At 36.4% G+C, this 22,858-nt stretch carries 19 protein-coding genes and 1 pseudogene; 4 read left to right on the top strand and 16 right to left on the bottom strand.

Features of this window, described 5'->3' with window-relative positions; all coding sequences use genetic code 11:
* Window positions 1-242: 242 nt before the first annotated feature.
* The 13 genes from prkC to PQF83_RS15640 all read right to left on the bottom strand — a co-directional run bounded on the left by prkC (window position 243) and on the right by PQF83_RS15640 (window position 15,512).
* Window positions 243-2,216, bottom strand: a complete 1,974-nt coding sequence (prkC, locus tag PQF83_RS15700) for a serine/threonine protein kinase PrkC (protein WP_000904769.1) — start codon at window positions 2,214-2,216, stop codon at window positions 243-245.
* A gap of 8 nt (window positions 2,217-2,224) precedes the next feature.
* Window positions 2,225-2,977 (bottom strand): Stp1/IreP family PP2C-type Ser/Thr phosphatase, encoded by a 753-nt coding sequence (locus tag PQF83_RS15695; protein ID WP_000648697.1) that lies wholly within the window; start codon window positions 2,975-2,977, stop codon window positions 2,225-2,227.
* Window positions 2,978-2,981: 4 nt separating this feature from the next.
* Window positions 2,982-4,070 (bottom strand): 23S rRNA (adenine(2503)-C(2))-methyltransferase RlmN, encoded by a 1,089-nt coding sequence (rlmN, locus tag PQF83_RS15690; RefSeq protein ID WP_000450543.1) that lies wholly within the window; start codon window positions 4,068-4,070, stop codon window positions 2,982-2,984.
* Window positions 4,071-4,074: 4 nt separating this feature from the next.
* Window positions 4,075-5,409, bottom strand: a complete 1,335-nt coding sequence (rsmB, locus tag PQF83_RS15685; protein ID WP_001249672.1) for a 16S rRNA (cytosine(967)-C(5))-methyltransferase RsmB — start codon at window positions 5,407-5,409, stop codon at window positions 4,075-4,077.
* Complete coding sequence (gene fmt, locus PQF83_RS15680) at window positions 5,406-6,350, bottom strand: methionyl-tRNA formyltransferase (RefSeq protein WP_000598790.1); 945 nt, start codon at window positions 6,348-6,350, stop codon at window positions 5,406-5,408. Before fmt ends, rsmB begins: the two co-directional genes overlap by 4 nt.
* Window positions 6,351-6,373: 23 nt before the next feature.
* Window positions 6,374-6,844 carry a peptide deformylase gene (gene def, locus PQF83_RS15675; RefSeq protein ID WP_000279468.1) on the bottom strand — a complete coding sequence of 157 codons (471 nt, stop codon included), beginning with the start codon at window positions 6,842-6,844 and terminating at the stop codon, window positions 6,374-6,376.
* A gap of 11 nt (window positions 6,845-6,855) precedes the next feature.
* The gene (gene priA, locus PQF83_RS15670; RefSeq protein ID WP_000666727.1) at window positions 6,856-9,261 is read right to left on the bottom strand and encodes a primosomal protein N'; all 2,406 of its coding nucleotides are present in this window, start codon (window positions 9,259-9,261) and stop codon (window positions 6,856-6,858) included.
* Window positions 9,258-10,463, bottom strand: coding sequence for a bifunctional phosphopantothenoylcysteine decarboxylase/phosphopantothenate--cysteine ligase CoaBC (gene coaBC / locus PQF83_RS15665; protein WP_000911755.1), 1,206 nt, complete (start codon window positions 10,461-10,463; stop codon window positions 9,258-9,260). Before coaBC ends, priA begins: the two co-directional genes overlap by 4 nt.
* A 172-nt stretch (window positions 10,464-10,635) precedes the next feature.
* On the bottom strand, window positions 10,636-10,848 hold the full coding sequence (gene rpoZ, locus PQF83_RS15660; RefSeq protein WP_000933970.1) for a DNA-directed RNA polymerase subunit omega: 213 nt from the start codon (window positions 10,846-10,848) through the stop codon (window positions 10,636-10,638).
* A 2-nt stretch (window positions 10,849-10,850) separates the two neighbouring features.
* Complete coding sequence (gene gmk / locus PQF83_RS15655; protein WP_001257738.1) at window positions 10,851-11,468, bottom strand: guanylate kinase; 618 nt, start codon at window positions 11,466-11,468, stop codon at window positions 10,851-10,853.
* A 13-nt stretch (window positions 11,469-11,481) separates the two neighbouring features.
* Window positions 11,482-11,745, bottom strand: coding sequence for an extracellular matrix/biofilm regulator RemA (remA, locus tag PQF83_RS15650; protein ID WP_001251458.1), 264 nt, complete (start codon window positions 11,743-11,745; stop codon window positions 11,482-11,484).
* A 67-nt stretch (window positions 11,746-11,812) separates the two neighbouring features.
* On the bottom strand, window positions 11,813-12,688 hold the full coding sequence (locus tag PQF83_RS15645; protein ID WP_000564125.1) for a YicC/YloC family endoribonuclease: 876 nt from the start codon (window positions 12,686-12,688) through the stop codon (window positions 11,813-11,815).
* 100 nt (window positions 12,689-12,788) lie between these two features.
* Entirely contained in the window at window positions 12,789-15,512 is a 2,724-nt protein-coding gene (locus tag PQF83_RS15640; RefSeq protein WP_001104748.1) for a calcium-translocating P-type ATPase, SERCA-type, read from the bottom strand.
* A gap of 105 nt (window positions 15,513-15,617) precedes the next feature.
* Between PQF83_RS15640 and PQF83_RS15635 the strand changes: the two genes are divergently transcribed.
* A complete protein-coding gene (locus PQF83_RS15635) occupies window positions 15,618-17,327 on the top strand; it encodes an Rqc2 family fibronectin-binding protein (protein ID WP_272792301.1) in 1,710 nt (569 codons plus the stop codon).
* Between the two features lie 49 nt (window positions 17,328-17,376).
* Here PQF83_RS15635 and PQF83_RS15630 read toward each other — a convergent pair.
* Window positions 17,377-18,558 (bottom strand): annotated as a pseudogene (locus PQF83_RS15630) (lysozyme inhibitor LprI family protein).
* 282 nt (window positions 18,559-18,840) lie between these two features.
* Here PQF83_RS15630 and PQF83_RS15625 point away from each other — a divergent pair.
* Together PQF83_RS15625 and PQF83_RS15620 are read left to right on the top strand one after the other, a co-directional pair.
* Window positions 18,841-19,911 (top strand): M24 family metallopeptidase, encoded by a 1,071-nt coding sequence (locus PQF83_RS15625; RefSeq protein WP_001026201.1) that lies wholly within the window; start codon window positions 18,841-18,843, stop codon window positions 19,909-19,911.
* An 83-nt stretch (window positions 19,912-19,994) separates the two neighbouring features.
* Window positions 19,995-20,519: a DinB family protein gene (locus tag PQF83_RS15620; RefSeq protein WP_001012018.1), complete on the top strand. Its 525-nt coding sequence runs from the start codon at window positions 19,995-19,997 to the stop codon at window positions 20,517-20,519.
* 32 nt (window positions 20,520-20,551) lie between these two features.
* On the opposite strand, the gene PQF83_RS15615 is transcribed toward PQF83_RS15620, so the two are convergent.
* Both PQF83_RS15615 and PQF83_RS15610 read right to left on the bottom strand, forming a co-directional pair.
* Window positions 20,552-20,920 carry a YoqO family protein gene (locus tag PQF83_RS15615; protein ID WP_001208253.1) on the bottom strand — a complete coding sequence of 123 codons (369 nt, stop codon included), beginning with the start codon at window positions 20,918-20,920 and terminating at the stop codon, window positions 20,552-20,554.
* Between the two features lie 15 nt (window positions 20,921-20,935).
* The gene (locus tag PQF83_RS15610) at window positions 20,936-21,301 is read right to left on the bottom strand and encodes a YoqO family protein (RefSeq protein WP_001226107.1); all 366 of its coding nucleotides are present in this window, start codon (window positions 21,299-21,301) and stop codon (window positions 20,936-20,938) included.
* A gap of 165 nt (window positions 21,302-21,466) precedes the next feature.
* Between PQF83_RS15610 and PQF83_RS15605 the strand changes: the two genes are divergently transcribed.
* Window positions 21,467-22,852: a membrane protein gene (locus tag PQF83_RS15605; RefSeq protein ID WP_000537898.1), complete on the top strand. Its 1,386-nt coding sequence runs from the start codon at window positions 21,467-21,469 to the stop codon at window positions 22,850-22,852.
* The last annotated feature ends 6 nt before the right edge of the window (window positions 22,853-22,858 follow it).

Here is a 22,858-nt window from a genome sequence, read left to right as displayed (position 1 = left end):
TGAAGCTGTAATTCCTATTGAATGGATTATCATTCTTTAAATAAAGATTTCAAAACCCGTCATATATACAAGTTAATACGTTTAATCTACCATTAAATTTAAAATATTATTTATAACAGTATCACTTTTATAGCTTTTTGAACCATATATTTTTGCCTGTTATACGGTCCACTATATGTAGACAGCATAACAGGCAGGAGTAATACATTCCATTCCCTCTAGAAAGAAAATGGAATTCATTATTATTGAGTTGGATATGGTACTTCTTTGTCAATAATCGTTACACCATCTCGTACAATTTTATAGTGTCCTTTTGTACCTTCTTGAATTACAAATTCTAATGAAATAGTTGCCGACTCTGAAATTGTTCTAGTTTCAATTGGTCTATCCATTTTTTGTTGCATATCTTCTTTATAAATTTCTATCGTTTGCGGTTTTTTCTCACCTATTATAGAAGACTCATACGGAATAGAAATATTATCCACTTTCACTGTTTTCGTTACTTTCGGCTTAGGACCATCTGAAATAACAATCGTCACTTTATCTCCTTCTTTTAACGGCGTTCCTGGTTTTGGAGATTGCGAAATTACAAGTCCTTTATCAACAGTATCGGAATACTCTCGTTTTATATCTGGAGTTAGTTTCCTCTCATTCAAATAACCATTGACACTATTTTCAGTCCATCCTGAAAAGTCACCTGGTCTAATTTGATAAGGACCTTTACTTACCCAAATTTTCAGGTCTTGTTCCGCCTCTACTACCATTTGATCTGGCGTCGGAATTTGCTCAACGATTTCACCTTTTGGTCTATCATTTTCAATATAATTTATTGTAACTTGTTTATATTTTTCTTCTAATTCAGACCTTATGCTCTCAAAATCTTTCCCTGTAAGATCACTCATCTTACTTTTCTTTTTTCCACCTGATTGATAGATAGTAATTTTAGAGTTTTCTTTCACGACTCTTCCTGCCACAGGGTCTGTTTTTATGACATCACCAGTTTCAACATCATCTGTATATACAATATTAGGTTCCGTAACCTCAAAACCTTTTTCAACTAATGTATTTACTGCTGTCGTATATTTCATACCAGACACATCAGGGACTTTTACATCTTTTGGAATAAAGAATCCTGGAATAACAGTAAGCGCTAACGTTATTCCGATTGCTAAAAGTAAAAATATTGTAATTAAAATTTTGAGCCATTTATTACTTCGTTTTTTCTTCTTATTTAAATCCGTTTCTTCTTTTCTTGTCTGTTCATCCACTTTACTTCCTTTTAAAACAATTGTTTCATCAGTAACGTTTTCAAATAATTGTTCTTGTTGAATAATCGGAATCGCTTTTGTCGCTTCCATATCTTCCGGTATGTAAAATGGCTGCTCATTTATCCTCTCTGGATATAGCGCCGTTTCAATATCTCGTTTCATCGCATTGGCAGATTGATATCGATGAAACGGATCTTTCGCAGTTGCCTTTAATATAATATTTTCGACACTTTGCGGAATATTTTCATTCCATCTTTTTGGAGACGGAATTTCACTTTGTAAATGTTTTAAAGCTATAGCAACAGCAGATTCACCAGAAAACGGTTGTCTTCCTGTTAACAACTCAAACATAACAATCCCTAGGGAATAAATATCTGATTGTTTATTTGCTATCCCGCCACGTGCTTGTTCTGGTGATAAGTAATGCACCGAACCGAGTACTGAATTTGTATGTGTAATTGTTGTTGCACTTGTAGCTGTCGCAATTCCAAAATCTGTTACTTTTATTACTCCATCAGCTCGAATTAAAATATTGTGCGGTTTAATATCACGATGCACAATTTCAAAATGATGGGCGTGTGCCATGGCGGATGTTAACTGCTCCATAATATCAAGAGCTTCTCCTATCGATAACATCCCTCGCTCAATTATGTATTGCTTCAATGTTTGTCCTGGTACATACTCCATTACAAGATAATATATACCATCTTCTTCTCCGACATCATACATATTCACAATATTTGGATGCGACAACGTTGTAACAGACTGCGCTTCTCGATGGAAACGTTTAATAAACTCTTCGTTATTTGAATAGTCGAGTCGTAATATTTTTACCGCTACATCCCGGCCCAGTATATCATCATGAGCTAAATATACATTGGCCATTCCACCGCCACCAATCATTTTCAGCAGCTTATAACGGTCATTTAAGCGTTTTCCAATCAGCACGTTGCACTTCACCTACTTTCGTTTGTCGAACCCGCATAATCAATCAGAACAAGGGTAATATTATCTTCCCCACCACGATCATTCGCCAATTGAATGAGACGTTGCCCCTTAGTTTCTAGCTGTTCATTTAACTGTAAAATTTGTTGCATATCAGCAATAGAAACTTTGTTAGATAATCCATCAGAGCAAAGAAGTAACTGATCATCTTCCTCTAGCACCAACGTTTTAACATCTAATCCGACTTTCTCTTCTGTTCCTAATGCCCTTAATAAAACATTCTTTTTCGGGTGATATTCTGCGTCTTCTTTTGAAATTTCACCATGTCTCACAAGTTCATTTACAAGTGAGTGATCTTCCGTTACAAGCGAGATTTCTCCCTCTGATACCATATAACAACGACTATCCCCTATATGACCTATTGTCACAAAGCTCGGCGTACAAATTGCTATTATAAGTGTTGTTCCCATGCCATTACATTCTACATGTTGCTTAGAGTACTCATATATACGCTCATTAATAATCCCAACACTAGTATGTAACCACTCTTCTACTTTTTTTGGCTCATTCATATTATGCGTTTGCTTCCAATAATCATGGAATAATTGAATGGTCATCGAGCTAGCTACATCACCAGCTCGATGACCTCCCATTCCATCTGCTACTACCGCTAAAATATTTCCATCTAAATTATGAAAAACTCCTGCACTATCTTCATTATGTTGACGAACTTTTCCTTTATCTGATAGAAACACGGCTTTCATCTCGTCACCTCGTCTCTTCTTTGCGCTCCTTCGCACGCAACTGACCGCAGGCTGCATCAATATCATGACCTTGTTCACGGCGAATCGTTACATTTACTCCACGATCTTTTAACGTTTTTTCAAACAAGAAAATTTGTTCACGTGGCGTACGTACATAATCACGTTCAGGTACGTAGTTTACCGGAATTAAGTTCACATGACATTTTACACCTTTTAAGAGCGCAGCAAGTTCTTCAGCGTGCTCAACTTGGTCATTTTCTCCTCCAAATAGTCCATATTCAAAAGTAATACGACGCCCTGTTCTATTTACATAGTATTTAATAGCTTCCATCAAATCTGGTAGCTTATAAGCACGGTTAATCGGCATTAATTTTGAACGTAATTCTGAGTTTGGAGCATGCAGTGAAATCGCAAAATTAATTTGTAAGTCTTCTTCAGCGAACTTATAAATTTTCGGGATAATTCCACTTGTCGAAACTGTCATATGTCTCGCACCAATATGAAGTCCTTTTTCATGGTTAATGATGCGTAAGAATCCCATTAAATTATCGTAGTTATCAAATGGTTCTCCAATTCCCATAACGACAAGAGAACTTACACGTTCTTCTGATTCATCAAGTGCACGTTGCACTTCTACTACTTGCGCTACAATTTCTCCAGCTTCTAAGTTTCGCTTTAAACCGCCAAGCGTTGAAGCACAGAACGTACATCCAATACGACAACCTACTTGCGTTGTTACACAAATGGAATTTCCATATTCATGTCGCATTAATACCGTTTCAATAGAATATCCATCGTATAATTGGAATAAGAATTTAATTGTTCCATCCGAAGACGTTTGTTTTACTAACGTATTTAAAGTAGTAATATCAAAGGAATTCGACAATTTTTCACGCAATCCTTTAGAAAGGTTTGACATATCCTCATAATTTTTTACACGTTTTTTATATAACCAATCAAAAATTTGTCCAGCACGGAACTTTGGTTCTCCTTGCTCCTTTAACCAATCTTGCATTTCATGAAGTTGTAAAGAGTAAATTGATGGTTTTTTCGTTTCTAAATTTTTCTTTTGTTTTCTCACAGTCGTTTCCACGATGCTACACCTTCTTCCTTAAACAAGCAATATAAAAGCCATCTGTTGCAAAATAATGCGGTAAAATTTGTACTTGACCTTCATCAATATACGGACTTAACTTTTCTGGCATACGCTCTTTTATCGTAGTATCCCACTCAAACTCAGGATGCTCTTGTAAAAATCGTTCTATTACTTGTTCATTTTCTATTTTTTCAATTGTGCACGTACTATAAACAAGGCGACCACCTTGTTTTAATAACGGTGCGATTTTTTCTAGTATTGCAAGTTGGATCGTCGATAATCTTTCACTATCGCCTTTATCTTTACCTAACTTAATATCAGGCTTACGTCTAATTACACCAAATCCAGAACATGGGGCATCTACTAATATTTTATCAAACGTTTCATTTGCAAAATGTTCTTGCACTTTTCTAGCATCTAATGCCTTTGTTTCGACATTTCCTAGACCAAGTCGCTCTGCTTGTTGTTTAATTAAACGTACTTTGTGTGCATGTAAATCAAGGGACATGACTTGACCAGTTCCTTTTAATCGCTCTGCGATATGTGTTGTTTTTCCACCTGGAGCAGCACAACTATCAAGAACTACATCTCCCTCATCTGGTTCTAAGGCACGTGCTACCAGCATAGAACTTTCATCTTGAATAGAAAGAAAACCTTTTTTAAACGCATCTGTGTGCGCTACATTCCCTTTTTCAATTTGAATTGCATCATCTGATAAATCGCCACGCTTCGCTTCTATACCTTCACTAGCTAATAATGCAATTGCTTCTTCTACTGTTATTTTATCAACATTTACACGCGCTGTTGGTACAGGCGGTAACATGTTCACTTCACACATTTTCTCAGCAGTTTCTAAACCATATTCTGAAGTCCACTCTTGGACAAGCCAAATTGGATGACTTGTTGCAATTGCCAAACGTTCTACTGGATCTTTGATTTCATCTACAGAAGGTACACCTTCTCTTTGAATCGAACGTAATACACCATTCACCATACCAGCAATTCCTTTATGCCCGCGACGCTTTGCAATCTCAACGGCTTCATGAATAGCCGCTCTTTCAGGCACTCGGTCTAAATAAATCATTTGATATAAAGATAAGCGAAGTAATACTCTTACCCACGCTTCAACTTTCTTTTTTAAAAAAGGCTGTAAATAATAATCTAATGTATCACGACGTTGGATTGTTCCATATACAATCTCAGTTAGTAAACCAATATCTTTTCTATCAATTGTACTTTTTTCAATTAGATTATTTAAAAGTAAGTTACTGTATGCACCACTTTTTTCTACTTGAATTAAACCATCAAGAGCTAATTCACGAACATTTTGTCTCATGCATTTTCTCCTAACTTTGTTCCAATTTCAGGTTTTGTTCCACGTAAAAATTGTGAACAGCTCATACGCTTTTTACCAGAAGGTTGCAATTCTGTAATTTTAACACCCGTTTCATTACCAGTTGCTACAACGAAACCATCTTCTTCGATCGCAACAATCGTACCTGCTTCAGCTGATTTCGTTACAGGGACTTTTTCTCCCCACCATACTTTAACAACTTGTCCTGCTAAAGTTGTATAAGCAACTGGCCATGGATTCAATCCGCGAATGTGATTGTATACTTCTTCACCTGTTTTTGTCCAATCAATTTTCTCTTGCTCACGTTTTATATTATATGCAAACGTTACTTCTTCCTCGTTTTGTTTAATTGGTTCTAACTTACCTTGAATTAGTAAAGGTACTGTTTTAGATAGAAGATGTGCCCCTGCTTCACTTAACTTATCAAATAACGAACCTGTCGTTTCACGCTCTTCAATTTCCACTTCTACTTGCGTTAAAATATCACCAGCATCCAATTTTTCTACCATATACATAATTGTAATACCTGTTTTTTCTTTCCCTTCCATAATTGCATAATGGATTGGTGCACCGCCACGAAGTTCAGGAAGTAAAGAAGCGTGGACGTTAATACATCCATACTTCGGTGCTTCTAAAATTTCATTTGGTACAATTTGACCGAACGCAGCTGTTACAATTAAATCTGGCTCTAATGCCAATACTTTTTCATATTCGTCTTTTTCACGAATTCTTAACGGCTGTAACACCGGAATACCATGCTTTTCTGCTTCCACTTTAACAGGTGTAGGTGTTAATACTTTTTTTCTGCCTACCGGACGATCTGGTTGCGTAACAACACCTATTACATCATAGCCATCTTCAATAAGACGACGAAGCACCGGCACTGAAAAGTCCGGTGTTCCCATAAATACTACTTTTATCATTTAAAAACCGCTCCTTTTAATACCTATTCTAATTCATTTTCCTCATAATATCTTGTCACTTTCGATGTAAATAACACACCGTGTAAATGATCGATTTCATGTTGAATTGCACGCGCTAAAAACCCTTCTGCTTCTAGTAAAAATACTTTGCCTCGACGATTTTGCGCACGCACTTTAATATAATCCGCACGTTCCACTTCACCATAAAGTCCCGGGAAGCTTAAACAGCCTTCGGGACCTACTTGTTCACCACGTTTTTCTAATATCGATGGATTGATTAACTCAATTTTCCCAGTATCATCACCGATATCAACTACCGCCACTTGCAAGCTTACCCCTACTTGAGGCGCAGCTAAACCGACTCCGTCCGCAATTAACATTGTTTCATGCATATCTTTCAACAATTTCACTAACTTTTTATCAAAGTTAATTACTCTTTCACACGGTGTTTCTAACACTTCATTTGGATGCTTTACTATTTCTAAAACTGCCATATTTCCCTCCGCTACATTAACATTGTTGGATTAAAATCAATTGAGATTTGTAGCTCTTTTTGCATTTCTGCTTGATAATGTTCATTTACCATTTTGAGCACGTTCTTTAAGTTTGGTTCCCGTTTGTATTTTATCATGCATTGATAACGATATCTATCTTTTATCCTTGGAATTGCTGAAGCAACCGGTCCTAACACCATCGTTTGCTGCGAACAGTGCGTCCGTAAATGACCGACAATTTTTTCCGTCACTTGTACTGCTTTTAATAATTCCGGATGAGATACCGTCACAAGTACAACATAGTAATAAGGTGGGTATTGTCTCGTTCGCCTCATTTGCATTTCTTGATCAAAAAACACATCATATTGTTGGTTCTTTGCTAACTCTATACTATAATGTTCTGGCGTATACGTTTGAATTATAACTTCCCCTGGCAATTCATGTCGGCCTGCTCGTCCACTTACTTGCGTCAATAACTGATAAGTCTTTTCACTCGCCCGGAAATCAGGTAAATGAAGCATCGTATCAGCAGTTAAAACACCAACAAGCGTTACTTTCGGAAAATCTAACCCTTTTGCAATCATTTGTGTTCCAAGTAATATATCTGCTTTTTCTTCCCCGAACGCCTTTAATAATTTCTCATGCATCCCTTTACGACTCGTCGTATCTACATCCATTCGAATGACTCGTGCCTCTGGAAATAGTTTTGTAATTTCTTCTTCTACCTTTTGCGTACCTGTACCAAAGAAACGAATGTATGTACTTTGACAAGCAGGACACGCAGTCGGCATATTTTCTTCGTAACTGCAATAATGACATTTTAAACGATGATTCATTTTATGATATGTCAGCGAGATATCACAATGCGGACATTGTACAACGTACCCGCAATCACGGCACATAACAAATGTAGAATGACCTCTTCTATTTAAAAAGAGCACCATTTGTTCTTTCTTTTCTAACCGATCTGCTATTTTTTCATGCAGTGCCTTTGAAAACATGGAGCGATTCCCGTCACGAAGTTCTTCACGCATATCAACAATCTCTACTGTCGGTAAAGCTTGTTCGTTCATACGTTTTTCCATCGTCAGTAATTCATACACACCTTTTTTCGCTCTTGCAAACGATTCAAGCGTCGGTGTTGCACTACCAAGAACGATAGGACATTTATGATATTGTCCTCTCCACACAGCTACATCCCTTGCATGATACCTCGGATTATCTTCTTGCTTGTAGCTCGATTCATGTTCCTCATCAATGATAATAATCCCTAAATTTTCAAAAGGAGCAAATACAGCTGAACGTGCACCAACTACGACTTTCACTTCTTTTCTTAAAATCTTACGCCATTCATCATATTTTTCTCCAACAGACAGCGCACTATGAAGAACTGCAACTTGTGAGCCAAATCTACCTTTAAAACGATCTACCATCTGAGGCGTTAGTGCAATTTCAGGAACAAGTACAATAGCTTCTTTTCCTTTCTCGAGCACCGCTGCTATAGATTGTAAATATACTTCTGTTTTTCCGCTTCCTGTAACACCATATAGTAAAAATGGATTGTAAGTTTCATTTGTAATTGATGATAAAATCGGTGTAATAACTTGCTTTTGTTCCTCAGTAAGTGGGAATGGTTTCGTTTGTTCAAAATCGTCATCGTCATACGGATTTCGGTACACTTCCACATACTTTTCTGAGAGTAGTCCCTTTTTAACAAGTGCTTTAATTGGAGCATCTGTTATTTGTAACTCTTCTGTTATTACTTTCAACGGTACACTTTTATAATTTTCCACAAAATAATAGAGGACATCTTGTTGTTTTTTACTTTTCAGTTCAAATGCTGCTAATTCTAATTTATCTTCTGGCAACTCCGGTTGAACGACTCTTTGTTTCTTCTTTTGTACCTTATCTTTTACTTGATAAACGACTTCAATCGTGCCATGTTTAATTTCTTGTTGAATCGTGCGGTATAGCTGTGGCTGCGTCTCAATCGCTTCCCAATCTATCGCTTCTTTGTCCTGAAATAAAAACAGTAGTTCAGGTGCTACTTCTTCTTGTTTACGAAGTTGTAGACGTTTTTTATATGTTGCTTTTATCGCCGTTGGAAGCATAACTTGAAAAGCTGAAATCATATAACATAACGTTTCACTTGTAAGCCAATACCCTAGCTTTAACAACTCTTCATTTAAAACGGGTGTTACATCTAAAATTTCATGAATTGTCTTTAACTTCTTACTTTCTACTTCAACCGAATCTTTAATCCCAATAATAAAACCTTGCAATTTCCTTGGACCAAACGGAACTACTACACGCATGCCTGTCTGGACAATATCTTCCCATTTTTTAGGAATAATATAATCAAATGGTCGATCTGTCTGACGTGCAGGTACATCAACAATTACACTTGCAAATTTCATAGACGATCATCTTCTAACATTATTTCAATTTGCTTTAATATTTCACGAGCAACCTCTTTCTTCGTTAAAAGTGGCAACTCTATAACTTCTCCATCTTTTCTATACATTGTTACAATGTTCGTATCTGTACCAAATCCAGCTCCTTGCGCCTTTACATCGTTTGCAACAATCATATTCGCATTTTTCTCACGTAATTTTTTCGTTGCATATTCCTCTACGTTTGTCGTTTCAGCCGCAAAACCGATAAGTAACTGTTTGTCTTTCATCTCACCTAACGTTTTTAAAATATCTACTGTTCTCTCAAGTTCAATTACAGCATCGCCATTTTTCTTTTTCATTTTATTATCATGAACATATTTCGGACGATAATCTGCAACCGCTGCTGTTTTAATGACAACATCTACGTCTTCATAATGTTGAATAACCGCCTCTAACATATCTTGTGCAGATTCCACTTGCACCGTAGTTACATGTAATGGTGGATGTAATGCTGTCGGTCCCGAAACGAGTATAACATCAGCGCCTAAGTTCGCTGCCACTTCCGCAATCGCGTATCCCATTTTTCCAGAAGAAAAATTAGTCATAAAACGGACTGGATCAATCTTTTCACGAGTTGGGCCAGCAGTTATTAATATTCTTTTTCCTTGCAGTGGTTTTTGCTCTGAAAAAGCCTCTTCTAACCGTGCAATAATGGCTTCAGGTTCTTCTAATCTTCCCTTCGCTACATAACCACACGCTAAAAAACCTTCTCCAGGCTCAATAAATATATATCCTAACGTTTTTAACGTCATCATATTTTTTTGAACAATTTTATTTTCATACATATGCACATTCATAGCAGGTGCAATCCACACTGGGGCTGTAGTAGCTAACAAAGTAGTTGTAATCATATCATCTGCAATACCGTTAGCTAACTTTCCAATACAATTGGCTGTAGCAGGTGCAACAAGTACAACATCTGCCCAATCTGCTAAATCAATATGAGCAATAACAGCTGAGTCTTTCTCATCGAATGTATCCGTATATACATCATGGCGAGAAAGCGCCTGGAATGTAAGAGGTGTAACAAACTTCATTGCCGACTCACTCATCATTACTTTTACAATAGCACCAGATTGTGTCAATTTACTCGTTAACGCAGCCGCTTTAAAGACCGCAATGCCTCCTGTTACACATAAAAGTATCTTTTTCCCTTTTAGCATATGGCTCGTCCTCTTTCTTTTTCAAACTTATAATACTGAAACAAGATTATCAGCTCATCAGTATCAATATTTCTTCACTACCGTAAAAAAATAACAACCTACTTGTAAATAGGTTGTTACCGTTACATAGAAAATTATAAAGTCTATGTTTTAAATTGTCGAAGACAAAGTCTTATTCAGTTACTTTATCTTCACTTGGTACGTAGCTTAACGCTTCCATATCGATTTCTTCTAATGCTTTACCTACACATTTATGAGAAACTGGTTTTTCTACAACACAGTTATTAGCAAGTTGCATTTCGCGCGCACGTTTTGCAGCCACTGTTACAAGTGTATATTTAGAATCGATTTTTGTTAATAATGAATCAATTGATGGATTTAACATAATTATAGACCCTCCGTCATTTCTTTATAATATTTTGCTACTCTTTCGCGGCGGCAATGTTCGCCAACCACAATTGCTTTAATTCTTTCACAAGCTAGTTCAACTTGGTCGTTTTCTACAACGTAGTCGTAAGCGTCCATCATATCAATTTCTTCTTTCGCTACCGTTAAACGATTTTCAATAACATCTTCAGTTTCTGTACCACGACCGACAATTCGGTTCTTTAGTTCAGATAAACTTGGAGGTGCTAAGAAAATAAATACACCTTCTGGGAAAGCTTTCTTAACTTGAATTGCTCCTTGCACTTCAATTTCTAAGAATACATCTTTTCCTTCTTGTAATGTTTTTTCAACATAGTCAATTGGTGTTCCGTAATAATTACCTACGAACTCAGCCCACTCAAGTAATTTTTCATTACGAATCATTTCCTCAAATTCTTCTCTCTCTTTAAAGAAATAATCCACACCATCCACTTCACCTTCACGTGGCTTACGTGTCGTTACTGAAATGGAGTACTGAAAACGTGTATCCTCATGACTAAACAGCTCTTTTCGAACCGTTCCTTTACCAACCCCAGAAGGTCCTGAAAGAACGATGAGCAATCCTCTTCTACTTCTCATAAATATGTAAAACCTACCCTTCCTCACTTAACTCTTCTTTATTATTCAAACGATGTGCAATCGTCTCTGGCTGAATTGGACTTAATACAACATGCCCATCATCCATAACAATAACCGCCCTTGTTTTTCTCCCATACGTAGCATCAAGCAAAGCATTATGTTCGCGTGCTTCCTGTACTGTTCGTTTAATAGGAGCTGACTCCGGACTTACAATAGCAATAATTCGATGAGCAGATACAATATTTCCGTATCCAATATTTAAAAACCGCATGGCCATAGTTTGCGCCTCCTAGTAAGTCTATCCGATTTCTCCACCACGTATAACTTTATATATTTTTTGAAAGCTACTCAATATTTTGTACTTGTTCACGAATTTTTTCAAGGTTATTTTTCATTTCTACAACATATTTTGAAATTGTTAAGTCATTTGCCTTAGAACCAATCGTATTAATTTCTCTATGCATCTCTTGCACGATGAAATCCATTTTCCTTCCAACAGGCTCTTCAATCTGCAGTGTTTCACGGAATTGTTCTAAATGACTTTGCAAACGAACTAACTCTTCGTGAATATCACAACGCTCAGCAAAAATTGCAACTTCTGTTAGCAATCTTTGTTCATCTAGATCTTGATTATGTAATTCCTTTAAGCGATTTTCTAATCGTTCACGATATTTTTGTGTAACAATTGGTGCATGCGGAATAATAGCATTTACACAATTATGAATCTCTTGTAAGCGATACGCTATATCTTTATGTAATCGTTCTCCTTCGCCATCTCTCATCGTTTTTAACATATGAGCAGCTTGGCGAACAGCCTCATATAAACTGTTCTCAAATTGTTCATTTACGTTTTCTACCTCTTCAATCGCTGTTACTTCTGGCATTGCCATTAATTGCTCGAGTGTAATAGAATCTTGTAATTGAAATTTTCCTTTTATATCTTCCATAATCGATTGGTACTGCTCAAGAAGCGACCAATTCACACTTAATTTTCTTTCAACAAGCCCTTCACCCGCTATACTAATAGACACTTCAATACGTCCACGGCGAACTTGCTGTGCAATTATTTTACGAATTTTGTCTTCAAATACCGTCATTTGCTTCGGTAGTCGAATACTCATCTCTAGAAAACGGTGGTTCACCGATTTCATTTCTACTGTAATTTGAAAAGTATCACTCTCTACTTTCGATCTTCCAAATCCTGTCATACTACAAATCATTTTTTATCACATCCAAGCCATGAAATAACTCAATGAAAAAGGTAATAGAGACAAGGCTCTACTACCTTCTGTAAATTATATCACATTTTCATATCATTGACTATTTCAAGTTTAATCCCTTCTTATATAATATTGGCTTTTCCTTCTTCCCCTTTTTCCCTGTTAATAAAGAGCCTACTAATAAGAAGGTCGGAATTGACGATAAACCTCCAATTAACAACCAATCTCTCGCTTGTATTGGCATCGTGCTAAAAATCGGTTGTAACGGTGGATAATATATAACGACTAGCATGAGTAGTAATGAAATGATAACCGCTCCTACTAAATACACATTTCCAAACGGATTGCGGTGGAAAACAGAATGCTCACTTCGGCAATCAAATACATGAATCAGCTGAGCAAGTACCAATGTTGCAAACGCTACAGTTTGTGCATATTTCAGTTCATTTGGATGTTGATTATACGCAATAATAAATGCTACTAGCGTCACTGCCCCAATTAGAAAGCCACGACTTATAATTTTCCAGGCAAGCCCTCTAGCAAATACCCCTTCTTTCGGATGACGCGGCGTTCTCTTCATCACGTCTCCCTCGGCCTTATCCAAACCTAACGCCATCGCCGGTAAACCGTCAGTAACTAAATTCACCCATAAAATTTGAATTGGAACCATCGGCAGCGGTAGTGCAAGTAACATGGCAAATAACATGACCAAAATTTCTCCAACGTTCGATGCTAATAAATAACGAATAAACTTACGTATGTTCTCGTATATATTTCTACCTTCTTTAATTGCTGATTTTATCGTAGCGAAATTATCGTCCAGCAATACGAGAGATGAAGCTTCTTTTGCAACATCTGTCCCTGTAATTCCCATCGCTATCCCAATATCCGCAGTTTTTATAGCTGGAGCATCGTTTACTCCATCACCTGTCATCGCCACTATATGTCCTTTATTTTGCAACGCCTTAACAATTTTTAATTTATGTTCTGGTGATACACGAGCAAATACATACGTATCTTCTACAACATTTTCTAATTCTTCTACATCCATAGTTGCGAGTTCTACCCCTTCAACAACGCGTCCACCTGGTGGTAAAATGCTTAATTGTTCTGCAATCGCCATTGCAGTCACTTTATGATCCCCTGTAATCATCACTGTTCGAATACCAGCTTCTCTGCACTCTTTTACTGCCTGCTCTACTTCTGGTCTTGGCGGATCAATCATACCTTGTATCCCAACTAACATAAAATCCTTTTCAACGTCTCTTTCATGTTCGGTAGAATCAGTTACTTTTAATGGCTTAAATGCAACTGCAATTGTTCGCAGCGCTTGACTACCTAAACTATGAATAGCCGCCTGTACTTCTTTTCTATACAACTCACTTAATGGTTGCTGCTTATCTCCCCATAAAATCGTTTGACTCATTTGCAGAAGGACATCTGGTGCTCCCTTCGTAACGACAAACTTTTTCCCCTCTCGATCTCGTACAATAACACTCATCATTTTTCGAGTTGAATCAAACGGAAATTCACGAATAATTTCAAATTTCCCTTTCAGCGCCTCACGCGTTATCCCCGCTTTCATTGCTGCAGCTACAAGCGCCCCCTCAGTTGGATCTCCATCTAATACATACGCCTTTTTCTTTTGAATAATATTTGCGTTATTACATAGCGAACCAAATGTAAGTAGTTGATAAAGTGATTTCGTCTTAGCTGGATTAATTTCTTTTTCACCTTTCATAAAAGAGCCATTAGGTTCATACCCTTGGCCTGTCACTTTCCACAATTCTCCACCTGACCACATATGTGTTACCATCATTTTGTTTTGCGTCATCGTTCCTGTTTTATCAGAGCATATGACAGAAGCACAGCCTAACGTTTCTACTGCTGGTAACTTCCTTACAATTGCTCTCTTTTTTATCATACGCTGTACACCAAGCGATAAAGCTACTGTAACGATTGCTGGTAACCCTTCTGGAATAGCAGCAACAGCTAGCGACACGCCAGCTAAAAACATATGATATACTTCATTCCCTTGATACACACCAGCTAACACGACAAGCGCTGTCAAAATAAGAGCCACAATAATTAATATTTTTCCAAGTTGCTCTAATCTTCTTTGCAATGGTGTTTCCATTTGCTCTGCATTTTGCAACATATTTGCAATTTGGCCCATCGCTGTATTCATACCCGTTGCTACAACGACTCCTGTTCCAGACCCTCGTGTAATCATCGTACCCATAAAAGCCATATTTTTTTGATCACCAATTGAAACATCTTGCCCTTGCAACGCTTCTACTTTCTTCTGCACTGGAACTGACTCTCCTGTTAAAGCTGATTCTTCAATATATAAACTCGACGCCTCAACAAGACGTACATCAGCTCCAATACGATCGCCACTAGAAAATTTAATAACATCACCTAAAACGAGTGCTTTAGACGGTGCCTTTACCCACTTTCCATTTCGCAGTACAGTTACTTGCGGGGCGGCTAGCTCTTTTAAAGCTTCCAATGACTTTTCAGCCTTTCTTTCTTGAAAAAATCCGAGAATACCATTGATAATAACAATTGCCACAATCGCAATAGAATCAATGTATTCCCCTAAAAAAGCCGAAACGATTGTTGCACCAAACAAAACAAGCACCATAAAATCTTTAAATTGCGCCAAAAATACCATTAGTGCAGAAGGCCTCTTTGCTTCATCTAGTTCATTTGTACCAAATTTTTTTATTCGCCCTTCTGCTTCTTTCTCTGTAAGTCCAACCTTCACATTCGTATTCGTTCTTTCTTCCACTTCATGTGCACGCATTCCATACCAGTTCATCCTGCTATCGACCTCCTGATTCCAGACATACTCTATTGAAAGCTTATTCAGCCTCGTCCAAAAAAATGCTATAATTAACTTTTAGTTAGAAAGGAGTGTTCATTTATGGCATTCGATGGATTATTTACAAGAGCGATTACACATGAAATTGCAAATTCTCTTTACACGGGAAGAATTTCAAAAATATATCAACCTTCAAAATACGAGATTTTATTACATATTCGAGCAAACGGAAAAAATCAAAAACTGATTCTTTCCGCTCATCCGACATATGCACGTTTACACTTAACAAATCAAAATTATGATTCACCTGCACTTCCGCCAATGTTCTGTATGCTTCTTCGTAAGCATTTAGAAGGTGGATTCATTGAAAAAATTGAACAAATTGATTTAGAGCGTATTATTCAAATTACCGTTCGTAGCAGAAATGAAATTGGTGATGAATCGCTAAAAACATTAGTAATTGAAATTATGGGACGACATAGTAACATCATTTTAGTAGACACAAAAACAAACAATATTTTAGATAGCTTAAAACACGTTTCCTTAGCAGTAAACCGACATCGAACTGTATACGCTGGAGCTGAATATATTGCACCACCAGCACAACATAAAATTAACCCACTTCAGATCGAAACAAATGATGAATTTATTAGACCGCTGGACTTTCTATCTGGAAACATCGATAAACAGCTAGTCGGAACCTTTACCGGAATATCACCGTTATTCGCAAAAGAAGTAGTGAAAAAAGCAGGTATGGTAAATGAAAAAGCATTAGCTGACGCATTTTTCTCCATACAAAAACCATTATTAACTCATACATATTCACCAACAATGACTACTTCAAATGGGAAAGAATTCTTTTATCTTTTCCCTCTTGCGCACTTAGCTGGAGAAGACAAGACATTCTCATCTGTTAGTGAATTGCTAGACCGTTTCTTTTTTGGAAAAGCAGAGCGTGACCGTGTAAAACAACAAGCTCATGATTTAGAGCGCTTTATGCAAAACGAAAAAAATAAAAATGAGAAAAAACTCATTAAACTAGAAAAAACATTACAAGATGCTGGAAAAGCAGATAAATATCAACTATTTGGAGAACTACTTACAGCCAATATGTACGCTTTGAAAAAAGGCGATAAAGATATTGAAGTCGTTAACTATTATGATGAAAATGGTGGAACTGTAAAGATCGCATTAGATCCTTTAAAAACGCCATCTGAAAATGCACAACGCTATTTCCAAAAGTACCAAAAAGCGAAAAATTCCGTTGTTATTGTAGAAGAACAAATCGAAAAAACAAAGGAAGAAATTCTTTATTTTGATAGCTTACTTCAACAAATGGAAGCTGCTTCTTCAAAAGATATTGAAGAAATTCGTGAGGAATTAGCTGAAGAAGGTTATATGCGCAATCGTAAAACGAAAAACGGAAAGAAAAAGCCTACTAAACCAGTATTAGATAAATATGTAGCAAGTGATGGCACAGAGATTTTCGTCGGTAAAAACAATAAGCAAAATGATTATTTAACAACGAAATTTGCCCGTCGTGATGAAATTTGGTTACATACGAAAGATATACCTGGTTCTCACGTTGTCATTCGTTCTTTAGAACCTGCTGAAGAAACTTTACTAGAAGCTGCCAAAATTGCTGCTTATTACAGTAAAGCAAAAGAGTCTAGTTCTGTACCTGTTGATTTCACCAAAATACGCCATGTGAAAAAACCGAGTGGTGCAAAACTTGGTTTTGTTACGTACGACAATCAGCAAACTGTTTATGTAACACCGGATGCTGATACTGTAATGAAATTAAAAGCTTAAATAAAAAAATGCGTTGCTTATAAGCAGCGCATTTTTTTATTCGTTCCAACTAGTTCATATACCCATTCACTAATTCATAACATCTTTCTTTTGTCATCTTGTATTTCTCCTCTGAAGCATCTATACGTCTCATCGTCCCGTTATTTGTATCAGTACCAATTGCTTTAACCTTACTTTCCTTTTCTTTAACCCACGCAATTTGTTTCGTTTTTAATGACTGAAATGCATCAGGGGACATCGTATTTTTTAATGTACTGTAAATTTCATTTAGTTTATTATCCCACAGTTCATAATTTCCTTCTATTTCATTTACTATGTCATTTGTTGACATGACATTTGTATGTTTTTCTTGGTTTTCTAGAGCCGCTAACTCATTTAAAACCTTACTTTTACCTACTGCTGACGAAGTTTCTTTTTTAATCTGCTTCTCTTCTTTAGAAGTAGCATGCGTACTCATGTTATTTTCCTTAATGTTTTCGTGTTCTTGACTACTATTTTCTTTCGCTTCTTTTTCCTGCTTTTGCTCATCTAAATTATATGTAATAACCGATGTTTTTGCATCCACAGCTATTGATCTAGTATTTTCTTTAAAAATATATTTTTTGTCACCACTGTTTTCTTCTTTAACAAAATCGACATTCTTAAAGCCTCGAATTTTCAGAAACTCACTAGCTTCTTCCTTCGTAAGTTTTAAATCTCTCGGTGTATGCGATGACCATTTATCCATTAACCATTTTCCATCTTTATAAACGAAAATAAACTCCCATATCTCTGCTTCATTTCCCATATCATTTGAAGGTATAATCGTTTCAATCGTTAAATTTTTATCTTTCTGTGTATACGTTAATCTCATTTCTGGTTCAATATTAATAGGGAATGGCAACATATCTGTCTCTCTAGATCTATTAAATGTTTCAAGCGAATTAGGAAGCTGGTTCTCTACAAATTTTTCTGTAACCAATCCCTTAACTCCTTTTTTCGCTGTCGCCAAATCTCCTGGATTATTTCGACTCCATCCATTTTCTTTTTCCATCTCACTAAATGCATTTGCTATTGCATCTACACTCTTTCTTACAATCTTTTTCGCTTCTTTTTCTGTCACTTCTGGGGCTTCACCAAGCTATTCAATCGTTTCATTTGCTTGAACTTTGATTTCACTTTTTTCACACCCTGTTACAACTAGCATACTAGCAGCGAAGCAAAATGACATGACTTTACTTAATTTCTTCATATACTCACATTCCTTATTCCTATTTATTCGTTACGCACCTTTATCTACAAGAAAACATAACGACCTCTTATTATACCAATTATCACTATTTATTTATACAAAAAATATAATATTAGAATTGAAAGATTATAATATGCAAGTTTACATTACTGTATAAATTTTTGCCATCCTCATTTTATATTTGTCTAGTTTTTTTGACACAAAACTCCCGCTTCTCTTTTATTGTCAATAAGTATATTGGCACAAGTTTTGCTTTATTAAATATAAAAAGGAGGCATTAAAATGAATATAAGAATAACTAATATCCAAAAACAACTACATAAGTACGGAATTGACGGGTTACTTATTACAAAAAAAGAAAACCGCCAATATGCAACAGGCTTTACAGGTAGTGCTGGCGCCGTCTTAATCTCTGCCGATCAAGCTGTTTTTATAACAGATTTCCGCTATGTAGATCAAGCAAAATCACAAATAAAAGATGCTGAAATTATTATGCATAAAGGAAATTTAGAGGAAGAAGTTGCAAATCAAGTGTCAAAATTAAACATTCAAAAACTCGGAATTGAAGAAAACAACATGACATTGCAACAATATAAAAACTTGCAAAAGTACGTACAGGCGGAAATGATTCAAGTTTGCGAAATTATCGAAAATATTCGTATCATTAAAGACACGCCTGAAATAGAAATAATGAAAATTGCAGCTAATATTGCGGACGAAGCATTTCACCACATTCTTACGTTTCTAAAACCAGGAATAAGTGAAAATACTGTACGAGATGAATTAGAGTTTTTCATGCGAAAAAAAGGTGCTGCATCTTCATCATTTCAAATTATTGTAGCTTCTGGTGTTCGTTCTTCCCTTCCACATGGAGTTGCATCAAATAAAATAATTGAACGAGGCGACATCGTTACATTAGATTTCGGTGCACTTTACGACGGATATTGTTCCGATATAACACGTACTGTAGTAATCGGGGAACCATCAGAAGAATTCAAAAAGATATACAATATTGTACTTGAAGCATTAAAACGCGGGACTGAAGCGATTAAACCTGGAGAAACTGCAAAACGTATCGATGATATAACGAGAAACTACATTACTGAGCATGGATACGGTCAATATTTTGGACATTCTACTGGTCATGGTCTTGGATTAGAAATTCATGAACCTCTCCGCCTATCCCAAGAAAGTAAGGCTACTTTAGAAGAGGGTATGGTCGTTACAGTTGAACCAGGTATTTACATACCGAACTGGGGCGGTTGTAGAATTGAAGATGATATTGTCATTACAAAAGACGGATATGAAGTTATTACAAAATCAAATAGAGAACTAATTGTAATCCCTTGTTAATATTTTGAAATTTCCAACAGGATTTTTTCTCTGCACATAGAATTCCTTCTCTGGAGTATTCGTTTCAAGAGGGGGAATTGTAATTGAACTTTGTAATCGATAAAATAGATGGTTTACATCCTGAATTTTCCAAACTAGTTTCCATGATGAATTACGCTCGCTATACAACAATGCAAGCGGTGGAAGATTTAACAATGGAAGAACTTGATTATTTATATAATGAGGAAGCAAATTCAATCGGCATGCTATTATATCACATGGCTGCTGTTGAATTTTACTACCAGATTCATACTTTTGAAGACCGCGAACCAACGGAGGCCGAACTAGAAAGATGGTTACCTGGCCTCGAGTTAGAAGCTCTTGGACGTGAGGAAATAAAAGGAAACTCTATAGAATTTTATATTGATACATTACAAGAAGTACGTTCCAAAACAATTGAAACATTCCAATCGTTACCTGATGAATGGCTGTTTAAAACGACAGACTTTTGGTATGACAAACAAGCAAATAACTATTTTAAGTGGTTTCACGTATTTGAAGATGAAATCAATCATCGCGGACAAATTCGTTTAATTAAGAAGATGCAAAAAGCTCATTCAATAAAGTAAGAAAGTGCCACCAGATAAGGTGGCACTTTCTTCTATTCATTAACGAATAGCTTTTCATTTACTGTTTTAGTGACTACCGCTACCAACATTAAAATGCAAATTAAATATAGCAATTTCGCAATAAATAACCACCCTTGAAACATTACAATTCCATCTATTATCTCATTTCCCTTCAGTAACAAAAACGGAATCGTACTAATTATCATGACAAACTCAATACTGAATACAATTTTCTTTTTTCGGCTATATGCTTTCCACTCATCCCAGCGATACATAGGAGCAAAAATCAATACTCCTATACATAATATAACTGGTACCCATTCACTTTTAAAAAATTGCCCTGAAATAACTGATAATAGTAAACAAACGAGCACACCATAATAACCTATTTTCTCTCTCATTCGTACTCCCCCATTCTACTTCTCCTTTAATATGTAACTTGCTATGCTTATAACAATTCTTAGAAAAATAACTACTACAATTACAATATAAAGACTTTTTGCAGACGACATCCATTCTTGAAAAATAGACATTTTCTCCATTTGTTTCTGACCCTCTATTAAAATAACTCCTACGAATAATGAACAAACAACGATGATACCTATCATAATTCCAATACTTTTCTTGCTATATTGTTTCATATCATCCCAGTTATATAAAAGTATAAGTACAAACCCAAAAACAGGTATAATACTGATCCATTCATTGCTTGTAAACAAATTTAAAATGATTAATAGACTACAAGAGAGAATAAAGCCCCAAAACCCGATTATTTTGCGCATAAGCCCTCCTTTAATTCCATTTTTAGGATTAATTGTATTTTAACATCCATTTTTCAACCTTACCACTACGGTACATGAAATTTTGGTTTTTCGGTTTCCTATACTCACATACTTTCACTGCTTTCATACAATAAACTACACGAATGCCTAAAGGATGTGAATGTTATGGGAGTTGAATTAACGCTATTACACGCTCTCTATGTTATTTGTTTACTCACCATTATTACCTTTTTTATTTTCCGAAAGGATACGACGATTATTTGTATCGTTTTCATCTTTTTATTAGCATTAACTGCTACAAGTTCTATCCCTCTTGCCGTTAGCGGCATTTTTCAAAGTTTTATTTACGCTATTACTGAGCTATTACCAACTATATTAATCATTTCCATTATCGTATCCATGAGCAATTTACTCGTTCATACTGGCATAAATGATACAATGATTTCACCATTTACAAAGATGATTCGTACCCCTACCCTCGCCTACTGGATTATCGGTCTTTTGATGATGACAATTTCTTTCTTCTTTTGGCCTTCTCCAGCTGTTGCCTTAATGGGAGCTATTTTATTACCAGTTGCTGTACGCGTCGGTCTTCCTCCAATTGGAGTCGCGATTGCTATGAACTTGTTCGGTCATGGGATTGCTTTATCCGGCGACTTCGTTATACAAGGCGCACCAAAATTAACCGCAGACGCTGCTGGTCTTCCTGTTTCTAGCGTTGTTTCTGCAAGTGTTCCACTCGTTATCGTTATGGGCATTGTGACAACTTCCGTCGCTTTTTTCTTCTTACGAAAAGAATTTCATACAGGCTTATCTATACAAGAGTCTATTTCATCAACTGCGTCTTCTAAAACGCTCACTTCATTATCTACTCGGACAAAAAAATGGCTCGCTATTTGTATTCCGATCGTATATGCCATCGATATCCTTTGCATGATTCAATTTAAACTACAAGGAAGCGACGCAACTGCACTTATCGGCGGAACAACTGTTATTATGATTATCATCATTTCTCTCATCGCCTACAAAGGTAATGGACTGAATAAAACGACCGATTACTTTATAGAAGGGCTCCAATTTGGCTTTAAAATTTTCGGACCAGTTATTCCTATCGCTGCACTCTTTTATTTAGGAGATAGTGGCTTTGTGAAAATTATCGGGGACTATTTACCGAAAGGTTCACACGGAATCATTAACGACTTAGGCATCGCTTTATCTCAAACTGTTCCTTTAAATCAATATGTATCGGCAGGGACATTAACTATCGTTGGTGTCATTACCGGCTTAGATGGATCAGGTTTTTCAGGTATATCACTTGCTGGTTCCATTGCCAATCTTTTCGGAACAGCACTTGGCCATGGAACAGCTACATTAACAGCACTCGGGCAAATTGCAGCTATATGGACCGGGGGCGGGACGTTGATTCCTTGGGCACTTATTCCTGCCGCTGCGATTTGTAAAGTCGATCCATTTGAACTTGCACGTCGAAACTTTTTACCAGTTATGATTGGCTTAATTGTCACCACGATCGTTGCGATGTTTATTCTATAGCGTAAG

Origin of the sequence: Bacillus sp. FF-1, assembly GCF_028548245.1 — a bacterium.
Taxonomy (GTDB): domain Bacteria; phylum Bacillota; class Bacilli; order Bacillales; family Bacillaceae_G; genus Bacillus_A; species Bacillus_A paranthracis.
The sequence above is the reverse complement of the archived record's forward strand: the minus strand, read 5'-3'. Positions and strand labels throughout refer to the sequence as shown.

What these genes read in the sequence shown, in the direction of transcription:
- gmk (WP_001257738.1), bottom strand. Translation starts at nt 11,468, where the DNA reads ATGAGAAGTAGAAGAGGATTGCTCATCGTTCTTTCAGGACCTTCTGGG.
- rpoZ (WP_000933970.1), bottom strand. Translation starts at nt 10,848, where the DNA reads ATGTTAAATCCATCAATTGATTCATTATTAACAAAAATCGATTCTAAA.
- PQF83_RS15635 (WP_272792301.1), top strand. Translation starts at nt 15,618, where the DNA reads ATGGCATTCGATGGATTATTTACAAGAGCGATTACACATGAAATTGCA.
- PQF83_RS15610 (WP_001226107.1), bottom strand. Translation starts at nt 21,301, where the DNA reads ATGCGCAAAATAATCGGGTTTTGGGGCTTTATTCTCTCTTGTAGTCTA.
- PQF83_RS15645 (WP_000564125.1), bottom strand. Translation starts at nt 12,688, where the DNA reads ATGATTTGTAGTATGACAGGATTTGGAAGATCGAAAGTAGAGAGTGAT.
- remA (WP_001251458.1), bottom strand. Translation starts at nt 11,745, where the DNA reads ATGGCCATGCGGTTTTTAAATATTGGATACGGAAATATTGTATCTGCT.
- priA (WP_000666727.1), bottom strand. Translation starts at nt 9,261, where the DNA reads ATGAAATTTGCAAGTGTAATTGTTGATGTACCTGCACGTCAGACAGAT.
- PQF83_RS15605 (WP_000537898.1), top strand. Translation starts at nt 21,467, where the DNA reads ATGGGAGTTGAATTAACGCTATTACACGCTCTCTATGTTATTTGTTTA.
- PQF83_RS15640 (WP_001104748.1), bottom strand. Translation starts at nt 15,512, where the DNA reads ATGAACTGGTATGGAATGCGTGCACATGAAGTGGAAGAAAGAACGAAT.
- rsmB (WP_001249672.1), bottom strand. Translation starts at nt 5,409, where the DNA reads ATGAGACAAAATGTTCGTGAATTAGCTCTTGATGGTTTAATTCAAGTA.
- PQF83_RS15625 (WP_001026201.1), top strand. Translation starts at nt 18,841, where the DNA reads ATGAATATAAGAATAACTAATATCCAAAAACAACTACATAAGTACGGA.
- def (WP_000279468.1), bottom strand. Translation starts at nt 6,844, where the DNA reads ATGGCAGTTTTAGAAATAGTAAAGCATCCAAATGAAGTGTTAGAAACA.
- fmt (WP_000598790.1), bottom strand. Translation starts at nt 6,350, where the DNA reads ATGATAAAAGTAGTATTTATGGGAACACCGGACTTTTCAGTGCCGGTG.
- PQF83_RS15695 (WP_000648697.1), bottom strand. Translation starts at nt 2,977, where the DNA reads ATGAAAGCCGTGTTTCTATCAGATAAAGGAAAAGTTCGTCAACATAAT.
- coaBC (WP_000911755.1), bottom strand. Translation starts at nt 10,463, where the DNA reads ATGCTAAAAGGGAAAAAGATACTTTTATGTGTAACAGGAGGCATTGCG.
- PQF83_RS15615 (WP_001208253.1), bottom strand. Translation starts at nt 20,920, where the DNA reads ATGAGAGAGAAAATAGGTTATTATGGTGTGCTCGTTTGTTTACTATTA.